Origin of the sequence: Bacillus sanguinis, assembly GCF_018332475.1 — a bacterium.
Lineage (GTDB): Bacteria > Bacillota > Bacilli > Bacillales > Bacillaceae_G > Bacillus_A > Bacillus_A sanguinis.
The window spans coordinates 1-24,058 of record NZ_BOQB01000176.1; the positions used below are offsets into that span (position 1 = coordinate 1).

Below are 24,058 nucleotides of genomic sequence, written 5' to 3' on the forward strand. Positions count from 1 at the left end.
GCGTAGTAAAGTCGTACAAACTGGGCAACGTATTATGGCTGGTATGCTTTCCTCACATACGTTTTCACCTGAAAGAATAGAAGAATGGAATCGGAAAATTAAAAAAACAGAAGATTTTATTCGAAAAAATGAAAGCCTTTTAGAACAAGTAAAAGAAAAAGAACGTGTCATTGATGAGATGTATCAAGAAGATTGCAGAAAGCTTGCAAAAGTAAGAGAAAAGCAGGAAGAAAAAATGCTTCTTGATTTGAAAATGTGTATGAATGGATGAGGTGAATGTAGTGATACAGTCTGTATTACCGGTGCAACAGAGTTTACCTCCGCAAAAAGAAAAAGGGCTAGAAGTACAATCGAAAAGTGAAGATTCTTCATTCGATCGTGCGATGAGGATGGAAAATAAACAGCAGCCGAAAACGGAGAAAACAAAGCGAGAAGATGCACCAGAAGATAGAAAAGAGAACATTCTTTCTAAAAAAACGGCAACGAAAGAAGAGCCTAATGTAAAGAAAGAAGAAAAAAAAGAGACAGAACAGTTATTATTAGCTGTATCTGAGCAAATGGTTGCAATTGAGCAATTACGTGTGCAGCCAGAATTGTTATATCAATACATACAAAAAATACAAGAGCTGTATAAAGAATATGGAAATATAAAACTTAACGAATTACCCGCAGCAGAATTACAGCAGTTACAAGAGCTCCTTTCAAATATGAATATCAAAAATGCTATATGTTTAGAAGATACAATGCAAATGGTATTAGATAAAATGAAGATACCGGAGCAAACGATGCAAGTATTGAAAGGTGTAGAAACAGAAACTTGTAATATTGCCAAGAAACAAGAAGAGTCCAAAGACTTAGATGGAGATCTTCCGAAAGCTGAGAGCGATGATATAAAGATAGAGTTGCCAGAAGGTGATGTATTCAACGATTCAAATTCTGCGGGTGCGGAGTTATTAAATAAAGCGACGAGTACTGATCAAATAGGGAAATCCAATAGTGGCGCTGAGAAAGTTTCATTGCCTGACTTAGGAAAGAAAATGGAAGCACAAGTAGAGGCATTACAAAAGTTTGTAGTGAAACAAGAACGTGTTTTATTTCAGTTAAATCCAGAAAAACTTGGTACTTTAACAGTGTTTATGAAAAAACATGGAGATCAAATTGATGTTCACGTAGAAATGGAAAAACACGATGCGAAAAAACGTGTTGAAATCATTTTTGATGAATTGAGACTAAAGTTAAAAGAAAAAGAAATTAATATTCAAATTAGCTATGCAGATAAAGATGAAAATCGTAAAGAGCAGCGAGAACAAGAGCAAAGGCAAAAACAACAATTAGCAAATACGAAACATGAGAAACAAGAATCGAAAGAATTTGCTGGATTATTGGAGGAATAAAGCGTGCCAACAGTTGGATTAAATACAACGAGTACAAATCATATTCCGTTGCAAGCAGGAGCACAGAATAGGAACGCATCTGTTAATGGTGCACAACCGACGGTTCAACAAGCAAATGGAGTATCAGCAGGAGAACAAAAGACTCCTGGTGTAATGGGGAAAGATGATTTTCTAAAATTGTTTTTAGCGAGTTTTCAACATCAAGATCCATTTAATGCGATGGACATGAATCAAATGATGAACCAAACAGCGCAATTATCTCTTATGGAACAAGTACAGAATATGACGAAAGCAGTAGACTCTTTAAAAACGACAATGTATTCAACAGCGCTTGATGGTGGAATGAAGTTTTTAGGGAAGTATGTAAGAGGTGTTGACGGTGATGGTAAAAAGGTCACTGGTCAAGTAGAGACAGTTCGCCTTGCAGAAAATAATGAGGTACAGCTCGTTATTGATAATAAAGTTGTATCTCTTCGTTTCGTTGAGAGAGTGTCTGATAAACCAATTGGAGAAACAAATCCAGAAGATGCGAAGAAAGACGAGCAAAAAGTAACGGAAGAAATAAAAACTACAAATTCATAAGGAGTGTCCATACGTTATGATTAAAGCGTTATATACAAGTATTACAGGAATGAATGCTACACAAAATGCATTAAGTGTAACTTCAAATAATATTGCCAATGCACAAACGGTTGGCTATAAAAAACAAAAAGCTATGTTTGATGATTTACTATATAACAATTCTATCGGTTCAAAAGGTGACAATAAATATGCTGGAACGAATCCGAAAAGTATCGGTAACGGTGTGAAAATGAGCGGAACGGTTACAGACTATAGCGACGGAACAATTACGTTAACTGGTGGTAAAACACAAGCAGCAATGGAAGGGAATGGTTTCTTCGTAGTAGGTGATTCAACAGGCGGAAATATGGAATTTACTCGTAAAGGTACGTTTGGAATATCTTCAGATTACTATATTACGAACACAGAAGGTCAATACGTATTTGCATACCCTGCAAATGAAGCAACAGGTGAAGTTGATTTATCTGGTATTCCAGGACCATTGCAAATCCCGATGGGGACAGCAATTGGTGGTATTCAAACAACGAAGGGGACAATTAAAGGGAATATCCCGGTGAATGAAAGTAAAATTACGCAAGATTTACCGTTTTATGATGATGCCGGTAATACATGGACGATGCGTGTAGAATTTACGAAAACGAATGACCACGAGTATACGTATAAAGTGCAAAGACGTAATGACTCGGCAAAAGATCCAAAGTTTGAAGAGGTTACAGGGCCAGGTTCAACAGGTACTTTGAAATTTAATAGTGTTGGAAATCCAGATCCGGTACAACAAGGAGCAGCTATCCCGTTTAACGGCGGAACGATAAATTTAGATTTTAGTAAATTAACAAACCATCCGACAGATAAAACATTATCAGTAACAGATGTAGACGGTAGAGCAGCAGCAACTGTTAAAGATTGCTTTATTGCTGACGGTGGATACGTAATGGTAAAATACTCTGATGGAAGTATGAAATCAGCTGGTCAATTAGCTGTTGCGATGTTCCCGAACGAAGGCGGGCTAATGAAAACAGGTAATGGTAACTATACAGCGACGAATACAACGGGTATTTTAGCACTTGGTGCATCTGGTCAAAACGGTGCTGGTAAAGTACGTGGTGGTGCACAAGAAGGTGCAAACGTAGATTTATCTGTAGAATTCGTTGACTTAATGTTATACCAACGTGGATTCCAAGGAAATGCGAAAGTAATTAAAGTGTCAGATGAAGTATTAAATGAAGTTGTAAACTTAATTCGATAATAAATAATAAAGAAAAATTGTAATGTAGTAGAAAGGGTTTTATTCGTATGACAAGACAAGAACGAATTTTACAATTGCCTTTTTTCGAAAATAAACGTGAACTTGCTGAGCAAGTGTTAAAAATGGAACGAGAAGAGCATGTCTATTTACCAGATCAATTTGAAATTAAGCAAGTGCCTCCCTATTCATTTGGTGAAAAACAAGCAATCATTGGCCGTATTCACGAATTTTATTTCGTGAGTGTTGGTAGTGATAGCGTTTGGAAGTATCAACTGTTTAAAGATGAGATGAAGTGCCGTGAGTTTTTTGTGACGTTGCCGGATATTGCGGATCAGCAGATAGCGTTTTGGTTCAATAACATCGAGTTGTTGAAAAGCTCTTAAAAAGTTCTTAAAAGTCCTTTTTTAGGTTTTGAGAGAGGAACTGGCGATGTTTTGGAGCGGTCAGTGCCTAATAGAATCTCGACCGATATGTAAGGACAGAGGTATGGAGAGTTACTAGGGCAGTTTGAGAAGTTGTAAGCGAAGTGTAGTTGTAAAAATGGATCTATGTAAGGTTACTGGGATGGTGAATCGTTTTATGGTAGACCAGTGCCTTTCGATAGTTAGTGACGATAGATTTTTATAAAAGGAGAGGTGAGGAGGATGGTGCAGAATAAGTATCGCGTTACATTCATTTCGCCGAGTGAGATTGAGCAGCGAACTGTAATGTCGGCAAATAGTTTGCCGGATTTAATTCGTAAAGTAGAGAGTATTATTGCAGATTCGAACGGTTATTTTGTAAATGATAAAAAAAATAATTGCTATTTTAAAGTGATTAAAGAAAATGTTACGTTTATTCAATATGAGTTACTATTTTCAGATAAAGAAATTCATATTGAAAAATTAAAACATATAGCACCGGCAGTATTAAAAAGATTGTTTGAAAAAATAAATGATCCGGAACTGTATGCACTTGCGCTACTGGATGTTGATATAGCAACGAAAGATTATGTGCTAGAACAAATGAACGCAGAGTTAAGGATAAGAGTCGAAACGGAGCTATCGAAAAAATGGGAAGCGATGCCGACAGAAATTGTAGGAGCCCAAGAAGTGTTACTAGAGGCACTTGCTTCGTTTATACAAGAGTAATTGCTAGAAATGAATCGTTCGACTATCTATATTTTTCATATAGGTAGTTGACTTTTTCGTTTTAATAAAGCTTAATAATTAGATATACGGAAATAATGAAAGGGGAGCGACACCTTTATGTCACAAGCACAAAGTATTTTATTAGAAAGCGGAACAAATGAATTAGAGATTGTTACATATACTGTTGGTGAAAACCTATTTAGTATTAACGTAATGAAAGTACGTGAAATCATTAATCCATTCCCTGTTACAACTGTGCCAGAATCTCATCATGCAGTTGAAGGTGTTGTTCAAGTACGCGGTGAAATTTTACCTGTTATTAACTTAGCGACAGCTCTTAATTTAAAATCGACAAAGCCACTTGATCAAACGAAATTTATCATTTCAGAATTAAACCAAATGAAAGTTATTTTCCGTGTGGATGAAGTGCATCGTATTCAACGTATTTCATGGGAACAAATTGATGAACCAGCTTCATTGTCTATGGGACTAGAAGAAACGACATCTGGTATTGTAAAACTAGATGGAAAAATCATCTTACTATTAGATTACGAGAAAATTGTATGTGAAATTAGTGGTACTGGTTATGATAATAAATCACTTTCAAAATTAGAACAAAAAACAGATCGCGGTGAAAAAGTTATTTATATTGCGGAAGATTCAGCGATGCTTCGTCAAATATTAGAAGAAACATTATCATCAGCTGGATATACGAAAATGAACTTCTTTAGCAATGGTGCAGAAGCGTTAGCACAAATTGAAAAGTTAGCGAAAGAGCAAGGGGAAAAAATGTTTGAACATATTCACTTGCTCATTACGGATATTGAAATGCCGAAAATGGATGGACACCATTTAACAAAAGTAATTAAAGATGGTGAAGTAACGAATCGTTTACCAATCGTTATTTTCTCTTCATTAATTACAAATGAATTATTCCATAAAGGCGAAGCGGTAGGAGCAAATGCGCAAGTAAGTAAGCCAGATATTCAAGAGTTAATTGGCTTAGTAGATAAGTTAGTGTTGTAAAAGAGTTTTAAAAGCGCCTTTTTGCTTGAATAGAAGCTCTAGCCATGTGTGGGAGCGGTTAGTGCTTAATAGAGCCCTGAGCGATGTGAGACCAGAGATATGGAGTGGTTTTAGGTAAGTGGAAGAAGTGAAGCTTCAATTGAAGATTTGTAGATTCTATTTACAACTCTATTCTTTTAGTGAAGAGAAGGGAACTAGCCATGTGTAGTATTGGTTAGTTCCCTTTTAGTATTTTATACTCTGTATAGGTGGAAAGATGGAATGTTTTTGGAGTGTTTGAGGTTGTATGTATGAAAAATCTTTAATTGAAGATTTTTGATTTGAAAATATAAAAAAACGTATCTTTGGATTATTTTAGTAATATTTCGTGGTAACGCAAACTTTTTCGGTGAAAATATATTCTAAATACCATATAATATAATTATATGTGATTAATATGCAATTATACATATTAATTGAAAAATCCTTTTTTCTATTTCTATACTTTCTATACATTTTTGTATGTTTATTATTTGACAGACAATTTTGAAATGTTATAATATGGATATGTAAAAATTGCTATTTTCTTAAAAGACATGGGAGTCAGATGAGAATTGCGAAAGGATGAGGGGGAGTGGCACAGATTATGTATCACCACACAGCAATCAATGTATTAAGTCTCTTACAAAACATGTCAAATAATAAAATGAACGATACGCAACTAGAAGCGGAATTTAAAAAAATAGAAAAACAATTCCAAGTAAAGTATGAAGAACTAGTTGATTTACATAATAGAATGGTATTATTTCAAATAGATATAGAAAAACATGGCGGGATGCGAGCATATGAAAAATCGGCGATTACATGGCTGAAGTCGGAACTAGAGTTACTGTATGAAGTGTATCAATTTTGCCAACGTCACGGTTTAAACATTATTAATATTTCAAAATACGTTAGTAAAAACGAACTAAATCTTTTCCCGAAAACAGAAAGTCAATTACAAAATACGTATTACAAATTGAAAAAACATGAAATACCGTTTGAAAATATTGAAAAACAAAAACCTGGACGAAAGCGAAAATATACACCTGTAAAAGAAACAATCGTTGAAATGAAAAAAGAAAACAAGCAAGAGTTAAGAGAAGAAGTTCTAAATAAAGAGAATGAAAAGAGTCTTGTAACAGTTATATCTGGTATCGTTGATAACTTTGACACAATTAGTCAACATAGTGAAAGAAAAGAAGATGAACTGCATCAGTTTATGGAAGGTATTTATAAGCTTTCTAACATGGCTGCAGGGCATTTCAAAGAGGAGTCGAATAGAAGTAGTCTAGAAAGTGAATTGCGAGCGCTACGATCGGAAAATGAACGATTAAAACGAGAAAAAGAAGAACTCGTGCAAGATGTGAAAGATATGACGCAACATTTAACTAATTTCATTAAAAGTTCCGATGTCAATCAAATTCGTAAATTACCAACTTTCGTACAAGAATGCAAAATAGAATTAAATAAGCTAGGACTATACAACGCACAAGACGGAAAAATGAAAATAAGGATCGACCGTAGAGGACAAGTTATGACGGTAGCGCCATAGAAGTATTGAGTGAAAAATAAAAGGGAAATACATAATTTATGTGTATTTCCCTTTTGTTTTGTGTGGAATCGTTTTAAAGAGTGGAATGATAATTATGATTGCAGTAATTTATACACCATTTGCGGAATTTGGTTTGCTTGTGAAACCATACTAAGTGCAACCTCAGTTAACAATTTAAACTTTAAAAAATCACTCATCTCCTGCGCCATATCCGCATCCTCAATTCGAGAAGCCGCACCTGTTAATGCTGTACTTTGGCTATTTAAATTTTCGATATTAAATTGTAGACGGTTAATCATAGCACCGAGATCAGCACGATGAAGTAATACATTTTGTAAAGCTTCTTCAATTTTACGAATCGCCGCTCTTGCTTCTTGTTCTGTTGAAATGTTGATGTCATGTTGTGTAGGGGAAGGGGGAATATGTTTCGTTACATTTACTGTATGACCAATATCATCTAACGTAACAGTCCGGTTTTGACCGTCAAATACGGACAAATCATTAAACTCAGTCGTCTCATCAATATAGCCAATTTGTTCTGTTAAAGATTGGAACTCTTTATTTAGTGAATCACGGTTTTTATTTGAATTTGTACCATTTGCAGATTGAACAGCTAAATCACGCATACGCTGTAAAACATTCGTCACAGTTTGAAGTGCTGCTTCCGCTGTACGTAGCATCGATATCGCATCCTCATTATTACGAATCGCCACGCGCATACCACTCGCTCTCGCATGCATACGAGTTACAATCGCAACATTCGCAGGATTATCAGAAGCATGGTTTAACTTCTTACCAGTCGCCAAATGCTCCATCGCAACATTCATACGCTTCTCATTCTCATACAACGACTGCCTAGCATTTATACTTAAAACATTCATACCAATACGCATAATAGACACTCCTTATAGATTGATATAGTTAGTGTTTTAAAGCTAATAAACGATCATGAAAAGATAAAAAGGCTTATGCTCATTTTTTTGTTTGTGTTTTAACATAAGAGGGGATCAAGATAAGCACTGACCGCTTCTATGCACCGCAGATGCTCTCGTCCATCAAAAGAAGGAAGGTTTTATAAAAAATAAACCTCTCCGCAAGCAGAGAGGTTTATTCATGAAACTAACTCAAATGGATTATTGTAATAATTTAGAAACCATTTGAGGAGTTTGGTTAGCTTGAGAAAGCATGCTGATACCAGCTTCGTTCAAGATTTTGAACTTAGTCATTTCAGACATTTCTTTCGCCATATCAGCGTCTTCGATTTGAGAAGCAGCTGAAGCCATAGCAGAAGATTGGCTCTTAAGGTTGTTTACGTTAAAGTCTAAGCGGTTTAATGTAGCACCTAGAGTCGCACGGTTGTCAGCAATTGTTTTTAGAGCTGCATCAATTGCTTGGATAGCTTGTAACGGATTAGCCGCTTGATCATCAGCTTTTGTAGCAAATTCAGGATCTGTTGATCCCATTGCAGTAGTAAATGCAGTTGCAATACTGTTACCTAATTTTGTATCGTCTGCAAGAGTAGCATCAAAATCATTAAAAGCAGTTTGAATATCATTTCTTTGATCTTTAGTTAAATGGCTTTTAATATTATCAAATTGTTTTTGGGCTGCAGCTACTTGATCAGCATTTGAAGTAGCTGTTAATCCTGTGATAGCCTCTTTAGCTGCTTCATATGCTTCTTTAGATACTTTTGCAGGACTTGGTTTAGTTACAGCATCGAAAGCGTCGTTAATTAAAGATGCTTTCCCTTTTTGTGCACCACTGTCTGCAATATCATAGTTTTCGAAAGCTTTTTCTACAGTTTTTGCATCAGCCGCACTTAATGTATGTTTAATTTTATCAAAGGCAGTTTTAGCTGCTGCAACATTTTCTGGTGTTGCAGTTGAGGCAGTTGCTAATTTATCCATAGCGTCATCCACGTTATCAAGGTCTTGTTGAGTCACTTTTTCAGAACCAATATTTAATGTGTCAATGCCTAATGCTTTTGTAGAAACATTTCCTAATTCAATACCGATTTGGCGTGAACCATCTTCAGAGTCTAGAGTTTGGATGTTAATTGTTGAATTAGAACCATCTAATAAGTTTTTGTCGTTAAATTGTGTATTACTTGAAATGTAATCAATTTGTTTTTGTAATTCACCAAACTCTTTTTGAAGAGCAATTTGGTTTTTATTTGTATTTGTTCCGTTTGCAGATTGGTTAGCGATATCACGCATACGAAGTAAAATATTAGACACTGAGTTCATTGCTGAGTCAGCTGTACGAATTAATGCCATACCGTCTTGTGTATTGTTAGCAGCTACGCTTAATCCACTTTCACGTGCACGCATACGAGTTGCGATTGCAAGACCTGCTGCATCGTCAGAAGCGTTGTTGATACGTTTACCACTTGATAAACGGTCCATAGCGTTACTCATTTTAGCTTGGTTTTGACGCATATATTCTTGCGTACGCATGCTATTAATGTTTGTATTAATTCTCATGTAAAAGAACCCCCATTTTTTTATATTGACTTTTCTGCAAATTGAAAAACGGTAATATGCGAAAAAATCGATTTCGAATTTATTGTAAGCCTTGCTATAATGGGTGTCAACTGAAAATTTGAATTAATAAATATAAAAAAATAACAGTTTAACAATTTAGTCGTTTTTTTATTACAATATAATTGCAAAGGATTATTGCAAACTTTACGAAAAAACTCTAATATTAGATTATCTTTGTTTACCGAAAAGGTGATATTATGGTAGTTGGAAATATAGTAAAAGAAGTACTTGCATATAAAAAAGGACAGTTTCAACAAAAGTTAAGTAGTCCGCAGGCTTTTGTTAGTAGTAGGTTTCAGGAGAAGCTGCAAAGCGATCCTATGAAGGAGACGAAGGCTACTACGCAGCCGGCAAAAGTAGAGGATATGAGTCAGCTGGTACAATCTACGAAAATAGAAACGCTCGTTAATAAAGGTGATTCTAGTAAAGTAGAGGAAGTAAGTAAGCCGGAGGAAAAGCCTGAAACGAAGAAAGTTGATGAAGTGCAAGTTGCACAAAAAGAGTTCGAACGACGTTTCCCGGAAACGAAAAATGAGGCTGCTGATACGTGGGGATTAACGAAGAAGTATAATATTCAAAAAATACGTTCTTCAAATGAAGGGAAGTATGAGGATATTATTGATCGCGTGAGCCGTTCATACGGAATTCCGAAAACGTTAATTCAAAAAATGATTGAAGTAGAGTCTAATTTTAATCCGAAAACGGTGTCACATGCAGGTGCGATGGGGCTTATGCAGCTTATGCCGGCGAATGTGAAAGAGATGGGTATAAAAAATCCATTTTCACCAGCTGAAAGTATTGAAGGCGGCGTGAAAGAGTTAAGCGGTTATTTAAAGAAAAATAATGGCGATTTAGTATTAGCGCTTGCTTCTTATAATGCTGGTCCTGGTAATGTGAGAAAGTACGGAGGCGTACCTCCATTTAAAGAAACGCAAGGATATATTAAAAAAATATTAAATATCGACGTTTCAAAATAAGAGATTTCATTATATAGAGAGAACATGAAATTTTCGTGAACATGATATGGGAGTTGGCTAGATTTGAAATTACAAGATGATATTCCGTTAACAATTTATTTTGAAATCGGAAATACGAAAAAGAAGATTGAAGATCTGCTTCATATTACGAAAGGTACATTGTATCGTCTTGAAAATTCAACGAAAAATACGGTGCGTCTTATGCTTGAGAATGAAGAGATTGGAACCGGAAAGATTTTGACGAAGAATGGAAAGATGTATGTTGAAATCGTTGAATTGAAAAGGTAGGGAAGGGGATTTTCATGAGTGGCGATAAATTAAGCCAAGAGCAAATTGATGCCCTGCTGAAGGCGGTAAATGAAGGCGAGGAAATGCCAGCTTTCGCACAAGAGGCAGGGAAGCAAGATAAATTTCAAGAGTATGATTTTAATAGACCGGAGAAGTTCGGTGTTGAACATTTACGTAGTTTGCAAGCGATTGCTTCTACGTTTGGTAAACAGACGTCACAGACGTTATCAGCGCGTATGCGTATTCCAATTGAATTAGAGCCTTCGACAGTGGAGCAAGTTCCATTTACGAGTGAGTATGTGGAGAAAATGCCGAAAGATTACTATTTATATTGCGTCATTGATCTCGGACTTCCAGAGCTTGGAGAAATTGTTATTGAGATTGATTTAGCATTTGTTATTTACATTCATGAGTGCTGGCTGGGCGGAGATAGTAAACGTAATTTTACGATGCGTAGACCGTTAACAGCGTTTGAGTTTTTAACGCTTGATAATATTTTTGCACTTCTATGTAAAAATTTAGAGCAATCATTTGAAAGTGTTGTTGCGATTGAACCGAAATTTGTAACGACGGAGACAGATCCGAATGCATTAAAGATTACGACAGCGAGTGATATCATTTCATTACTGAATGTAAATATGAAAACGGATTTTTGGAATACGACGGTGCGTATCGGTATTCCGTTCTTATCTGTTGAAGAAATTATGGATAAGTTAACGTCTGAAAATATTGTCGAACATTCTTCAGATAAGCGTAAAAAGTATACATCTGAAGTAGAAGTGAAAGTAAATCAAGTGTATAAACCTGTTCACGTTGCGATTGGTGAGCAGAAGATGACGATGGGCGAGATTGAACAAATTGAAGAGGGTGATATTATTCCGCTTCATACGAAAGTTTCAGATGAATTAATTGGTTATGTAGATGGAAAGCATAAATTTAATTGCTTTATTGGAAAAGATGGAACGCGTAAGGCGCTCCTATTTAAAAGTTTTGTAGAGTAGGAGGATCCATATGAAGCATGAAGTATCTCCTGTGTCATTAATGGGATTAGAAGAATTTGCAGGGAAGCGAAATGAAGCGGGTAAAGCACATATTGATACTGTTTCGGATATTTCGATTGAACTTGGTGTAAAGCTTGGAAAGTCATCTATTACGCTCGGTGATGTAAAGCAATTAAAAGTGGGCGATGTTCTTGAAGTAGAGAAAAACTTAGGACATAAAGTAGATGTGTATTTAAGTAATATGAAAGTCGGCATTGGGGAAGCGATCGTAATGGACGAAAAGTTCGGTATTATCATTTCTGAAATTGAAGCTGACAAGAAGCAAGCTGCGCTTATGAAAGCGCAAAGGCAAATGCAAGATAAAGAGTAGAGGAGGAGTCATATGTCGTATATGACGACCTTATTTCAAGTCGTTTTACTGTTTGGTGCGCTCGGCTACGGTGCATATTATATGACGAAAAAGACGCGCAAACAGCAGTTTTTTAAGCAAGGTGAAAATGGACATATTCAAGTGAAAGACGGCGTGTATTTAAATCATCAAACGAGCGCCTTTTTATTTGAAGTAGACGGCAAGCAAGTGTTCACTGTTATTAGTAATAACGGTGTACAATCTGTGCAATTAACAGGAACAGGAAATCAGTTTCAACAAGCGCTAGAAGACGCGGTGAAGAGTGAAACGAAAAAAGTAGAGGATCCATCATGAGAATAAAGAAACAGTTATCATTATTAGCCGTTATTTTCGTATTTTCTATCGTTTTTTCAATTATTTTTGTAAATCCAGCGTATGCGGCCCAAAACGGTTTTATTAATTTCGAAAATGGAAAAGAGTTTACGAGCAATTCCAGTGTACAGCTATTTGCGCTCGTTACCCTTTTGTCATTATCTTCTTCTATCGTTCTATTATTTACACATTTTACTTATTTTATGATCGTTCTTGGGATTACACGTCAAGGACTTGGGGTAATGAATTTACCACCGAACCAAGTACTCGTTGGACTTGCATTATTTTTATCACTCTTTACGATGCAGCCTGTACTCGGGCAGCTAAAGAGTGATGTGTGGGATCCGATGACGAAAGAGAAAATAACAGTAAGTCAAGCTGCGGAGACGACAGCTCCGATTATGAAAGAATATATGTCAAAGCATACGTATAAGCATGATTTAAAGATGATGCTGAAAGTGCGCGGAGAAGAGTTGCCGAAAGATTTGAAAGATCTTTCCTTATTTACGCTCGTACCATCTTTTACGTTAACGCAAATTCAAAAAGGATTGTTAACGGGGATGTTCATTTATTTAGCGTTTGTATTTATAGATTTGATTATTAGTACACTTTTAATGTACCTCGGGATGATGATGGTACCGCCGATGATTTTAAGTTTACCATTTAAAATACTCGTTTTCGTATATTTAGGTGGATATACAAAAATCGTTGACATTATGTTTAAAACGGTCGCCTGAAGCGTTTGATGCTATGTGATAGGAGTCATATAAATGAATACGTCACCAATTATAGATATTTTTCAAACCTTTTTTTATAAAGGGGTTATGATTTTAATGCCGGTTGCCGGCGTAAGTATGATTGTCGTTATTATAATCGCTGTCATTATGGCGATGATGCAAATTCAAGAGCAAACGCTGACGTTTTTACCGAAAATGGCGAGTATCGTACTCGTTATTATCATTTTAGGTCCGTGGATGTTTCAAGAGTTAACGACGCTCATTTTAGATTTATTTGATAAAATCCCATCGCTATTGCGTTCGTACTAAGATAGGTGGAATGAAATGAATATGGAATTATGGGCGGCGACGTTTTTTGCGTTTTGCCGCATTACTTCATTTTTATATTTTTTACCGTTTTTCTCAGGTCGATCCATTCCAGCAATGGCGAAGGTTACAGTTGGACTTGCTCTTTCAATTACAGTTGCCGATCAAGTTGATGTCTCTCACATAAAGACAACTTGGGACGTTGCAGCTTATGCAGGTACGCAAATTGTAATTGGATTATCACTTTCAAAAATTGTAGAAATGCTGTGGAATATTCCGAAAATGGCAGGGCATATTTTAGACTTTGATATCGGTTTATCACAGGCAAGTTTGTTTGATGTAAATGCAGGATCACAGTCTACTTTACTTTCAACCATTTTTGATATATTTTTTCTCATTATTTTTATTTCACTTGGCGGCATTAATTATTTCGTTGCCACGATTTTAAAGTCGTTTCAATATACAGAGGCGATTTCAAAATTGCTGACGACTAGTTTTTTAGATAGTCTACTCGCAACGTTATTATTTGCGATCACATCAGCGGTTGAAATTGCTCTTCCGCTTATGGGAAGTTTATTCATCATTAACTTTGTTTTAATTTTAATCGCAAAAAATGCTCCGCAATTAAACGTTTTTATGAATGCGTATGTCATTAAAATCACATGTGGTATTTTGTTTATTGCGATGAGTGTACCGATGCTCGGTTATGTGTTTAAAAATATGACGGACGTATTGCTTGAGGAATATACGAAACTATTTAATTTTTTCTTAACGAAGTAGGGGGACGCGCATGGCAAAGGATAATAAAACAGAAAAGGCCACCCCGCAGAAGCGTAAGAAATCGCGTGAAGAAGGGAATATTGCCCGGAGTAAAGATTTAAATAATCTATTTTCTATACTTGTATTAGCAGTTGTCGTTTACTTTTTCGGAGATTGGCTAGGGTTTGAGATTGCAAATTCTGTAGCGGTGCTGTTTGATCAAATTGGAAAAAATACAGATTCAACCGAGTATTTTTATTTAATGGGGATTTTATTACTAAAAGTATCAGCTCCGATATTAATACTCGTATACGCTTTTCATTTATTCAATTATATGATTCAAGTCGGTTTCTTATTTTCTTCTAAAGTCATTAAGCCGAAAGCGTCGCGTATTAATCCAAAAAACTATTTCACGAGATTGTTTAGTCGTAAAAGTTTAGTAGATATTTTGAAATCACTATTTTATATGGGATTAATCGGTTACGTCGCTTACATTCTGTTTAAAAAGAATTTAGAGAAGATCGTTAGTATGATTGGATTTAACTGGACTGCGTCTCTTACTGAAATTATTAGGCAAATTAAATTTATCTTTTTAGCTATTTTAATTATATTAATCGTTCTTTCTATTATTGATTTTATTTATCAAAAGTGGGAATACGAACAAGATATTAAGATGAAAAAAGAAGAAGTAAAACAAGAGCATAAAGATAATGAAGGGGACCCGCAAGTAAAAGGGAAACGAAAAAACTTTATGCATGCGATTTTGCAAGGAACAATTGCGAAGAAGATGGATGGCGCAACGTTTATTGTAAATAACCCGACTCATATTTCGGTCGTACTTCGTTACAATAAACACGTTGACGCAGCACCAATTGTCGTTGCAAAAGGGGAAGATGAGCTTGCATTATATATACGAACGCTTGCCCGTGAACAAGAAATACCAATGGTGGAAAATCGTCCGCTAGCTCGTTCTTTATATTATCAAGTCGAGGAAGATGAGACGATTCCAGAAGATTTATACGTAGCTGTAATTGAAGTTATGCGCTATTTAATTCAAACGAATGAACTTGAAGTGTAATAGCGCGGTTGGAGGAGATCTCTTGTGTTTAAGATAGATTCTGCAAGAACCTATTTTTCTATCTTTTTAGCAGCGTCATTCGTAGTGGCGCTCTTAATTCCACTCCCACCATTTATACTTGATATCGTTATCGTTTTTTTACTAAGTATGTCAGTGCTTATTTATATGCGAGCAACAAGTATTAACGAGTGGGACGAATTAAAGTCATTTCCAACGATGTTGTTATTAATTGGGATTTTCCGCGTATCGATTAACGTATCGACGACGCGAGCGATTTTGACAGATGGAAATGCAGGTCATGTTATTGAAGAGTTCGGCCAGTTCGTAATTGGCGGGAACTTATTAATTGGTATCGTTATTTTTACAGTATTAATCATATTCCAGTTTATCGTTGCAAACGGTGCATCTCGTACAGCTGAAGTTGCAGCTCGTTTTACACTTGATTCTTTACCAGGGAAACAAATGTCAATCGATGCGGATTTAAATCAGCGTATTATTACTGAAAAAGATGCACAGGCAAAACGAAAAAAATTAAATATGGAAACAGAGTTTTACGGAGCGATGGATGGTGCCGGGAAGTTCATTAAAGGGGACGTTATTTTCGGGATCGTCATTTTATTCGTAAACATTATTTTCGGTTTAATTGTCGGCATGATGCAGCAAGGAATGAGCTTTGCAGATGCGGCTATTCACTATACACAGTTAACTGTCGGTGATGGAATTGTAAACCAAATTGGTTCGTTAATGCTTGCGATTTCAACTGGTATTATCGTAACGCGTGTATTTGACGGTTCACCTGATACAGTAACTGAAGGTATCTTTAAAGAGTTATTAGCACATGAAGTCGTTGTATATGCGCTCGGTGGTTTATTTATAGCAATGGGTATTTTTACTCCGCTACCATTTCTACCATTCGCACTCGTTGGTGGAACAATTGTCTTCTTAGGAATTCGTAATAAAAACCGAATAAAGAAAGAAAAAGAAGACGAGCTTCAAAAAGAAATAGAAATGATTCAAGGCGAAGATGAGCAACTGCAACAAGTGGAAGATTCATTCGGAGTATTTACAGATAAATATCCAATTATAGTAGAACTCGGTTTAGATTTAGCAGCACTTGTAAAGCAGAAAATTAACGGGGAAACAGCTCGTGATAAAGTTGTTCTTATGAGGAAGTCGATTATTACCGACCTTGGTATTAACGTTCCTGGCATTAACTTTAAAGATAATACGAGTTTTAGACCGCGTGGACGTTACATTATTCGTATTAAAGGTGCGAAGGCAGCTGAAGGTGTTTTGAAATCAGGGTACTTATTAGCACTGAAAACACCGAATGTAATGGCCGATTTAGATGCAGAACCAGCGAAAGATCCGATTTTCGGTGAAGATGGATATTGGATTTTAGAGCATATGGTACAAGATGCACAAATGAAAGGCTACCAAGTATTAGAGCCACTTAGCATATTAATTACACATTTAGATGTTATCGTTAGACGTAATCTGCATGAGTTAATTCAGCGTCAACATGTAAAAGACTTAATTAATTCGCTTGAAAATGATAACGGCGTTTTATTAGAAGAGATTAAGAAGAAAGAAATCGACTTATCACTCGTACAAAATGTTATTAAACAACTGCTAAAAGAAGGTATTTCTATTCGTGATTTACCAACCATTATCGAAGGTATTATTGACGGAAAAGAAATTTATCAAAACCACGTTGACGGTGTAACGTCATTCGTCCGTGAATGTATTTCAAAAGTTATTTGTGAAAATGCGAAAAATCCTGACGGTAAAATTTATGCGGCGCTCTTCTCAGATTCAATCGAGTTAGATGCGGACGTTGTGAACAATTCTTATCAAGGTTATTTATTAAACTGGGATTTAGATTTAGAATCGCGAGTCGTTGAGCAAGTACAGCGCGTATTTAAACAAGCACGATTAATGGGAAGAGAACCAGTATTATTAACGCGTAGAAAAGATTTCAGATTTGCGATTGTAAGACTGCTAGAGCGCTATCAAGTAGAAGCACAAGTACTTTGTATTAGCGAATTAGCACCAGAAATTGTTGTAGATCAAATTGCCTATATTGAATAGTAGGGGGTGAAGTAATGGAAAGTACAGAAAAGAAAGAAGCGTTAATGCGAATAAAAGCAGCTTCGAAAAATGAATTGTATCGAAAGTTATTTGACCAATATGGTACAGATTATTATTACGTTGTCGATGAAAGTGTAAAACGAAATATCCCGTTTTTTTGGAAAAAGAATTATGAAATGTTAGTTGCTTTTCCAGAGGATAAACAGGAAGAAGTGAACGAAGGTACAGCTCAATTTCATGAACAATTAATGGATGTTGTAAATGATCCTTCAGAACAAATTGTGAAGGCGAACGGAATTCAATCGGTACTACACAATTTAGAAAACGTGACGACTTCTATGTCATATGCGGCGATGAAAACAGGAAATAGTGAAGAATGGACAAGAAAGAAAGAGAGACTATTAAAGCTGTTTGAAAAAGGTATCGTCGTTGTGAAACAGACGGAAGAAACGAAAGTAACGGAAAAACAAAAACCTGTGAAAAAAGTCGTTCCCGTTAAGAAAGAAGAAGTTGTTGTAAAGAAAGAAAAGCAAGAATCTGTACCTTTTATTATTCAAAAGGTAATTCGCATGCTAGAGCAAAATGATGTAGAACAATATTTCATTCATGCATATGCTGAAAAGTTAAAAGTGAAGTTTGAGAATGCGACGATGATTACAGAAGAAGAAGTGATCGGATATATATTGGAAGATATGAGATCTCATTTCAACACGGAAAACGTTTTTGAAAAAGAAGTACAAACAATTGCATTAATCGGTCCAACTGGTGTTGGAAAAACGACGACCCTTGCGAAAATGGCATGGCAGTTTCACGCTAAGAAAAAAACGGTCGGTTTTATTACGACAGATCATTCACGCATTGGAACAGTACAGCAACTGCAAGATTACGTAAAGACAATTGGATTTGAAGTAATCGCTGTACGTGATGAGGCTGCAATGACAAGAGCACTTACGTATTTTAAAGAAGAAGCGCGTGTCGATTATATTTTAATTGATACAGCTGGAAAAAATTATCGTGCGTCAGAAACAGTGGAAGAAATGATTGAAACGATGGGACAAGTAGAGCCAGACTATATTTGTTTAACGTTATCAGCTTCGATGAAAAGTAAAGACATGATTGAAATCATTACGAATTTTAAAGGTATTCATATTGATGGTATCGTATTTACGAAATTTGATGAAACAGCAAGTAGTGGTGAATTATTGAAAATTCCAGCAGTATCATCAGCTCCAATTGTATTAATGACAGACGGACAAGACGTGAAGCAACATATACATATCGCTACAGCTGAACATTTAGCGAAACAAATGTTGCAAACATCATAGAAAAGAGGTGAAGGATAAGGCAACTGCCTTATTCAAACGAGTATGAACGGTCTTTATATAGGTTCTATGGGTATGATGAATTACATGCAGCGCATTAATGTTCATTCGAATAACGTTGCAAATGCTCAAACGACAGGGTTTAAAGCAGAAAATATGACTTCTAAAGTATTTGATGTACAAGATACATATCGCCGTGGTGATGGAGCTGTAACAAATATTGGCTCAGTCGATTACGCTGTAGTACCAGCCGCAACGCATGTGAACTTAGTACAAGGAAATATACAAATGACAAATAGTGCTACAGATTTCTTTTTAGATGACGGTGCAAACGGTACAACATCATTTTTCGTTACATCTAAAAACGATGAAACGTTTTTAACGAGAGATGGTAGTTTTACATTAAATAGTGATCGTTATTTGCAAACATCATCAGGTGCTTATGTGATCGATGTAAATAATGAACGTATTAAAATTCCGGAAAATGTTAACTTCTTCGTATCTAATAATGGAGAAATTTATAGAGAAGTGAATGATGGAACTTTGCAAGATCCAGATATTAAGAGAATAGTAATTGCACAGTTGCAAACTAAAACAGTAGATGCAGAAGCGAATGCACGTCTAATGCAAAGGGAGAACAAAAGCTTTACACTAGCAGAAGGAAACATTGCTGATTTACCGAACGGGACAGGCTTAGTAAAAAACCATATGCTAGAAAATTCAAATGTAGATATGACGAAAGAGATGGCTGATCTTATGACGGATCAAAAAATGATTTCAGCGTCACAACGCGTTATGACTTCATTTGATAAAATTTATGAAAAAGAAGCGAATGAAATATTGAGATAGGAGACTCCTAATAAAGGAGTCTTTTATTAATTAGAGATTTCAGAATTATCAATTGACTTTGCGGAGCTTCTTTTTTATATTAGTAGGTATAACTATAACTACTAAAGAGGTGAGAGTATGACAACGGCATTATATTTAGAAGATGCATACAAAACGAGTTGCGAAACAGAAGTGATAAAAGTAGAAGGGAATAAAGTATTTGTAAAAGAAACAGTTTTTTATCCAACTGGTGGGGGGCAGGAATGTGATACGGGTGTCATTGTACAAGATGGGTCTGTATTTAAAGTTGAAAAAGTAAAAAAGGAGCAGGGAGGAATAGTTCACTATATAAAAGATGGAGCACAAGTAAAATTAGGTCCTGTTAAATTAGAGATTAATTGGGAAAGACGTCATAATTTAATGCGTCATCATTCTTTACTGCATCTTATCGGAGCTGTCGTTTATGAAAAGTATGGAGCTCTATGCACTGGAAATCAAATTTATCCTGACAAAGCACGTATCGATTTTAATGAGTTACAAGAGTTATCGAGCGTGGAAGTAGAAGGAATTGTTAAGGAAGTGAATAAACTTATTGAACAAAATAAAGAAATTTCTACTCGTTATATGAGCCGCGAAGAAGCAGAAAATGCTGTAGGAATGATTAAAACAGCAATAAACCTCCTGCCAACTACTATCCAAGAAATACGCATTGTTACCATTGAAAATTTAGATGAACAAGCTTGTGGAGGCACACATGTGAAAAATACGAGTGAAATAGGAACACTTGTTATTGATAAAGTAAAAAGTAAAGGGAAACAAAATCGTCGTTTTGAAGTTAGAGCGATTTAGATTGTGAGGGGTTACCGATGGATAAAATTATAAAGGAATTACAAAAGCTGGGGTTTTCCCAGTACGAATGTAAAGCGTATATTGGACTACTAAAACATTCCCCAGTAACTGGGTATGAAGTGAGTAAACAGACAGGAGTACCTCGTTCTATGATTTACGAGGTACTCGGTAAGTTAATGGATAAAGGAGCGGTACATATTGTACCTTCTGAACCAGTTAAATATGTACCAGTACCAGCTACCGAATTAATGAATCGAATGCGAAAAGACTTTGAAAAGTCCTTTGAATTTTTAGATGAGAAATTAAATTGTTTAGAGCAAGAGCGACAAATAGATGTAATTTCGCATATTCGCTCAAATGATCGTGTTTTAAAAGAAATATGCAATATAATTAGTAGAGCGAAGGAAGAGTTATGGATTTCTGTATGGGAAGATCAAGTACATGAAATTGAGCCATACATTCATCAAAAGGAAGAGGAAGGCGTACATATATTTTCAATCCTATTTGGCGCTCCAGAAACAAAAATAGGCGCGACGTTTCACCATAATTATATGACGCCCCACGTTGTTGAAAAGAGAATGGGTGGTCATTTAACTGTAATCGCGCGTGACGGGGAAGAAGTATTAATTGCGAACTTCTCAAATGATAGTACTTCATGGGCCGTTACAACGTATGACCCAGCACTAGTTCTCGTTGCTACAGAGTATGTGCGCCACGATATTATGGTCGAAGAAATCACGAAGGAATTTGGAGCTGATAAGTTAGATACGTTGTGGCGTGAAAATATAGATTTAGTTCATGTCGTAACAGGAAAACGAACTTTGGAAGGAATGGAGGATGATTGAGATGAGTAAAGCTCAGGCACATGTAGCTTTGCAGAGCGATGATACATTTCAGCAAGGAGTAAAAGATTGTTTACCAACTGTATTTGGTTATTTAAGCATCGGCATAGCAGCTGGTGTCATTGCAAAAACAGCAGGTTTCTCCATCATTGAAATTGCGTTTATGTCTACTTTAATTTATGCAGGTTCTGCCCAATTTATATTAGCTGGTATGTATGCAGCTGGTGCACCTGCTTCTGCAATTATTTTTACCGTATTTTTTGTTAATTTACGTCATTTATTAATGAGCGCAGCGCTTGCACCGTATTTTACGAAAATTCCTCTATTTAAAAACTTAATCATCGGTTCGCAAATTACAGATGAAACGTTCGGCGTTGCAGTGCAGCATGCAGCGCAAAAAGGATATTTGGGTGAAAGATGGATGATTGGGCTTAACGTAACAGCATATTTAAATTGGATACTTGCTACCATTATTGGCGGGCTATTTGGTGAGTGGATACCAGATCCGCATACATACGGGATGGATTATGCATTACCAGCGATGTTTATCGGATTATTTGTACTTCAGCTCATAAGTAGTAAACCGAAACTTGCAATTCATCTTACTGTTGCAATTATAGCGATTATAATTGCATACGTTTCACACTTATTTATGCCAGATAGTATAGCGGTTATTATCGCAACCTTATTAGCTGCGACGATCGGAGTGGTGATTGAAAAATGGAAATGAGATTAGACGTATTATTACTTTTATTAGCAGCAGGTGCTGTCACACTCGTGCCACGTATTTTACCTCTACTCGTATTTAGTAAACTACAAATTCCAGATTGGGGTTTAAAATGGTTAAATTACATACCAATTGCGATATTAGCAGCACTTTTAGCACAAGTTCTATTTATGCATGAGACGGTGCAGTGGGATTACCTGATCGCAGCAATTCCAACATTTCTTGTAGCGATATATACTCGTAGTTTATTAGGTACAGTATTAACGGGAGTGATTGTGATTATTTTGTTACGTTTCTTTTTCTAAAAAGGATTACGCTCATATAATAGCGAAAAGTGTAATAACATGAAAGATATAGGGGTGGTGTTATGATACTTTTAACGATAGGAGCAATATTATTAACGTTGTTTATTTTCTTTATTATCGGTTTCATTACGTTTATGATGTTTGTTGATAAGGCGACACCTCAAATATATTATACACCTTGTGAATCAGTGACAGTGAAAGCTAAAGGTAAGCATAGAGGGAAGAAAAGTTGATGATAGCTTTTCTTCCTTTTTCTATTACATCCCCGAAAGAACTAACAACAATAACCCAAATAGAAAACTAATACAGGAAAGAAAACCGATACATATTGCGAACACACGATTGTTTCTCCATTCTCGCCAGAAAACGATACAACCTAAAATACAAAGAAAAAACCAAATGGGAAAGAATATGAATTCGCTAAATTTCTCTGGGAGTAACGTATAAAAAGTTGTTACATATAAGATCCAATTTGTAAATAATAAAATGCAAACGATAATAGATTGTAAGTGGGGGCGTTTGAAAAACTCCCCCTTTTTTACGGTTACAAAAATGATAGTTAGCGCTGAGAAGAAGGCAATGAGTATGAAAATCAGTAAGAGTAATGTAAGTGTCATTTACATCTCCTTTATAAGAGTGTTTTTTACAAGAAATGAATCTATTAAATCGTATGCTTGATTTGTAGAGTGCACGTTATATTTTTCAGTGTACGGATTTAGAAAACCATGTTCACCGTGTAGTTGGTGTATTTCTAATAAAGGATTTTTTTGTTGCTGCAATGTTTGAATGAAAGAGGGTACTGAAAAACTAGCTTCTTTTTCAGGGAAAATAAGTAAGGTAGCACATGTTGGTTTCATATGAATATAGTCACGTATACGGGAACCGTAACAACCGATAATAAAATCTATGTTCGGATTGTTACTACATAGCCACGAGATGGTAGCACCAACACTAAAGCCGATAAGTCCAATATGTGTGTAACTACTAGAAAGATGAGTAATGAATTCTTCAATTTGCTTTTTTCCATTATCAAATCCAATATGATTTATAAAAAAATGATATGCTTTTTCTTCATCACTATAATGAAATGCATGTTGCGATTGTAGCAGATTAGGACAGAATACATCTATATGAGATGAAGTGAAGTGGTGGGTAACGTGATGCATATGGTCGTTCACACCATATATTTCATGAACAACAACGAGAGCTAATTTTTTCTTCATCGTTACAATGTACCTCTATGAAACTTAAATTCTTTCTCAACAAGGCAGATGCGCAAGTGGAAGTTTCCATACCATTGCTCACGGCCTCTTTTTTTCGCTTCTTTATGTAAGGCGTTTTGTTTCCAGTTTTCAATAGACTCAAGTGACTCCCAATAAGAAATTGTGATTCCGAGTCCCGAATGATCTCGTACACTTTCTACACCTAGAAATCCAGGTTGCTGTTTTGCAAGTTCCTCCATTTTGTCAGAGGCGGCACTATAATCTGTCGTATCATTTGATAAATTAGAAGTGAATATAACTGCATAATAATGCTTGTTTTTTTCTAAAGCAGATTTCATTATCTTTCCCCCTTAATATATAGTGCGAATAATTCATTTATAGTTTGTATTGTAGCAGGTTAAAAAAAGAAAAGAAGTAGAAGGTTCTTATTTTTTTAGTTGTTGTAAAACAAGGGGTATAGAGAATTTATATTAAAGTAAGAAAAATGCCACTTCAAAATCGAAGTGGCAT

Annotated in this window: 30 protein-coding genes; 25 read left to right on the top strand and 5 right to left on the bottom strand. The window is 35.7% G+C overall.

All coding sequences use genetic code 11. The features are described 5' to 3' along the window. The 8 genes from KI369_RS18925 to KI369_RS18960 form a co-directional block, all read left to right on the top strand. The coding region (locus KI369_RS18925) for a cytoplasmic protein (RefSeq protein ID WP_212956959.1) at positions 1-271 on the top strand (271 nt) is incomplete at its 5' end. A gap of 10 nt (positions 272-281) precedes the next feature. Further along, positions 282-1,394: a flagellar hook-length control protein FliK gene (locus KI369_RS18930; protein WP_212956960.1), complete on the top strand. Its 1,113-nt coding sequence runs from the start codon at positions 282-284 to the stop codon at positions 1,392-1,394. A 3-nt stretch (positions 1,395-1,397) separates the two neighbouring features. Next, positions 1,398-1,976: a flagellar hook assembly protein FlgD gene (locus KI369_RS18935; RefSeq protein ID WP_212956961.1), complete on the top strand. Its 579-nt coding sequence runs from the start codon at positions 1,398-1,400 to the stop codon at positions 1,974-1,976. Between the two features lie 16 nt (positions 1,977-1,992). Further along, positions 1,993-3,222, top strand: coding sequence for a flagellar hook protein FlgE (locus KI369_RS18940; RefSeq protein ID WP_212956962.1), 1,230 nt, complete (start codon positions 1,993-1,995; stop codon positions 3,220-3,222). Between the two features lie 47 nt (positions 3,223-3,269). After that, positions 3,270-3,605, top strand: a complete 336-nt coding sequence (locus KI369_RS18945; RefSeq protein WP_087985621.1) for a DUF3964 family protein — start codon at positions 3,270-3,272, stop codon at positions 3,603-3,605. 261 nt (positions 3,606-3,866) lie between these two features. Then, on the top strand, positions 3,867-4,352 hold the full coding sequence (locus tag KI369_RS18950) for a LysR family transcriptional regulator (RefSeq protein WP_212956963.1): 486 nt from the start codon (positions 3,867-3,869) through the stop codon (positions 4,350-4,352). A 117-nt stretch (positions 4,353-4,469) separates the two neighbouring features. Continuing rightward, positions 4,470-5,378 (top strand): chemotaxis protein, encoded by a 909-nt coding sequence (locus tag KI369_RS18955; protein WP_212956964.1) that lies wholly within the window; start codon positions 4,470-4,472, stop codon positions 5,376-5,378. 625 nt (positions 5,379-6,003) lie between these two features. Further along, entirely contained in the window at positions 6,004-6,951 is a 948-nt protein-coding gene (locus KI369_RS18960; protein ID WP_212956980.1) for a DNA-binding domain-containing protein, read from the top strand. Positions 6,952-7,043: 92 nt separating this feature from the next. Here KI369_RS18960 and KI369_RS18965 read toward each other — a convergent pair whose 3' ends face one another. Both KI369_RS18965 and KI369_RS18970 read right to left on the bottom strand, forming a co-directional pair. Then, positions 7,044-7,844 (bottom strand): flagellin N-terminal helical domain-containing protein, encoded by an 801-nt coding sequence (locus tag KI369_RS18965; RefSeq protein ID WP_212956965.1) that lies wholly within the window; start codon positions 7,842-7,844, stop codon positions 7,044-7,046. 240 nt (positions 7,845-8,084) lie between these two features. After that, positions 8,085-9,434 (bottom strand): flagellin N-terminal helical domain-containing protein, encoded by a 1,350-nt coding sequence (locus KI369_RS18970; RefSeq protein WP_202283411.1) that lies wholly within the window; start codon positions 9,432-9,434, stop codon positions 8,085-8,087. A gap of 257 nt (positions 9,435-9,691) precedes the next feature. On the opposite strand from KI369_RS18970, the gene KI369_RS18975 reads away from it, so the two are divergent. From KI369_RS18975 to KI369_RS19055, 17 genes are all read left to right on the top strand, one after another. Then, positions 9,692-10,471, top strand: coding sequence for a lytic transglycosylase domain-containing protein (locus tag KI369_RS18975; RefSeq protein WP_212956966.1), 780 nt, complete (start codon positions 9,692-9,694; stop codon positions 10,469-10,471). A 63-nt stretch (positions 10,472-10,534) separates the two neighbouring features. Beyond that, positions 10,535-10,759, top strand: coding sequence for a flagellar motor switch protein FliN (locus KI369_RS18980; protein WP_000775712.1), 225 nt, complete (start codon positions 10,535-10,537; stop codon positions 10,757-10,759). Between the two features lie 14 nt (positions 10,760-10,773). Further along, complete coding sequence (gene fliM, locus KI369_RS18985; RefSeq protein WP_212956967.1) at positions 10,774-11,760, top strand: flagellar motor switch protein FliM; 987 nt, start codon at positions 10,774-10,776, stop codon at positions 11,758-11,760. A 10-nt stretch (positions 11,761-11,770) separates the two neighbouring features. Next, entirely contained in the window at positions 11,771-12,130 is a 360-nt protein-coding gene (fliN, locus tag KI369_RS18990; protein WP_212956968.1) for a flagellar motor switch protein FliN, read from the top strand. Positions 12,131-12,142: 12 nt separating this feature from the next. Further along, on the top strand, positions 12,143-12,463 hold the full coding sequence (locus tag KI369_RS18995; RefSeq protein WP_000121176.1) for a hypothetical protein: 321 nt from the start codon (positions 12,143-12,145) through the stop codon (positions 12,461-12,463). Continuing rightward, on the top strand, positions 12,460-13,218 hold the full coding sequence (locus KI369_RS19000) for a flagellar type III secretion system pore protein FliP (protein ID WP_001220586.1): 759 nt from the start codon (positions 12,460-12,462) through the stop codon (positions 13,216-13,218). Before KI369_RS18995 ends, KI369_RS19000 begins: the two co-directional genes overlap by 4 nt. 33 nt (positions 13,219-13,251) lie before the next feature. After that, positions 13,252-13,527, top strand: a complete 276-nt coding sequence (locus tag KI369_RS19005) for a flagellar biosynthetic protein FliQ (protein WP_001098085.1) — start codon at positions 13,252-13,254, stop codon at positions 13,525-13,527. Between the two features lie 15 nt (positions 13,528-13,542). Beyond that, positions 13,543-14,304, top strand: a complete 762-nt coding sequence (locus tag KI369_RS19010) for a flagellar biosynthetic protein FliR (RefSeq protein WP_001055716.1) — start codon at positions 13,543-13,545, stop codon at positions 14,302-14,304. A gap of 10 nt (positions 14,305-14,314) precedes the next feature. Beyond that, positions 14,315-15,361, top strand: a complete 1,047-nt coding sequence (gene flhB / locus KI369_RS19015; RefSeq protein ID WP_212956969.1) for a flagellar type III secretion system protein FlhB — start codon at positions 14,315-14,317, stop codon at positions 15,359-15,361. Positions 15,362-15,385: 24 nt separating this feature from the next. After that, positions 15,386-17,452, top strand: coding sequence for a flagellar biosynthesis protein FlhA (flhA, locus tag KI369_RS19020; RefSeq protein WP_212956970.1), 2,067 nt, complete (start codon positions 15,386-15,388; stop codon positions 17,450-17,452). Positions 17,453-17,466: 14 nt separating this feature from the next. Beyond that, on the top strand, positions 17,467-18,777 hold the full coding sequence (gene flhF / locus KI369_RS19025; protein ID WP_212956971.1) for a flagellar biosynthesis GTPase FlhF: 1,311 nt from the start codon (positions 17,467-17,469) through the stop codon (positions 18,775-18,777). A gap of 42 nt (positions 18,778-18,819) precedes the next feature. Then, a complete protein-coding gene (locus KI369_RS19030; protein ID WP_212956972.1) occupies positions 18,820-19,623 on the top strand; it encodes a flagellar basal-body rod protein FlgG in 804 nt (267 codons plus the stop codon). Between the two features lie 117 nt (positions 19,624-19,740). Continuing rightward, a complete protein-coding gene (locus KI369_RS19035; protein WP_212956973.1) occupies positions 19,741-20,451 on the top strand; it encodes an alanyl-tRNA editing protein in 711 nt (236 codons plus the stop codon). Between the two features lie 17 nt (positions 20,452-20,468). Then, the gene (locus KI369_RS19040) at positions 20,469-21,296 is read left to right on the top strand and encodes a TrmB family transcriptional regulator (RefSeq protein WP_212956974.1); all 828 of its coding nucleotides are present in this window, start codon (positions 20,469-20,471) and stop codon (positions 21,294-21,296) included. A 1-nt stretch (position 21,297) separates the two neighbouring features. Next, the gene (locus KI369_RS19045; RefSeq protein WP_212956975.1) at positions 21,298-22,023 is read left to right on the top strand and encodes an AzlC family ABC transporter permease; all 726 of its coding nucleotides are present in this window, start codon (positions 21,298-21,300) and stop codon (positions 22,021-22,023) included. Further along, the gene (locus KI369_RS19050; protein WP_000425945.1) at positions 22,014-22,325 is read left to right on the top strand and encodes an AzlD domain-containing protein; all 312 of its coding nucleotides are present in this window, start codon (positions 22,014-22,016) and stop codon (positions 22,323-22,325) included. Before KI369_RS19045 ends, KI369_RS19050 begins: the two co-directional genes overlap by 10 nt. A gap of 62 nt (positions 22,326-22,387) precedes the next feature. Continuing rightward, on the top strand, positions 22,388-22,558 hold the full coding sequence (locus KI369_RS19055) for a DUF3951 domain-containing protein (RefSeq protein ID WP_212956976.1): 171 nt from the start codon (positions 22,388-22,390) through the stop codon (positions 22,556-22,558). Positions 22,559-22,582: 24 nt separating this feature from the next. On the opposite strand, the gene KI369_RS19060 is transcribed toward KI369_RS19055, so the two are convergent. From KI369_RS19060 to KI369_RS19070, 3 genes are read right to left on the bottom strand one after another with little or no spacing between them, the layout of a single operon-like run. After that, positions 22,583-22,942: a hypothetical protein gene (locus KI369_RS19060; RefSeq protein ID WP_212956977.1), complete on the bottom strand. Its 360-nt coding sequence runs from the start codon at positions 22,940-22,942 to the stop codon at positions 22,583-22,585. Then, on the bottom strand, positions 22,943-23,548 hold the full coding sequence (locus tag KI369_RS19065; protein ID WP_212956978.1) for a dienelactone hydrolase family protein: 606 nt from the start codon (positions 23,546-23,548) through the stop codon (positions 22,943-22,945). A gap of 2 nt (positions 23,549-23,550) precedes the next feature. Then, positions 23,551-23,886 (bottom strand): antibiotic biosynthesis monooxygenase family protein, encoded by a 336-nt coding sequence (locus KI369_RS19070; protein ID WP_212956979.1) that lies wholly within the window; start codon positions 23,884-23,886, stop codon positions 23,551-23,553. Between the last annotated feature and the right edge of the window lie 172 nt (positions 23,887-24,058).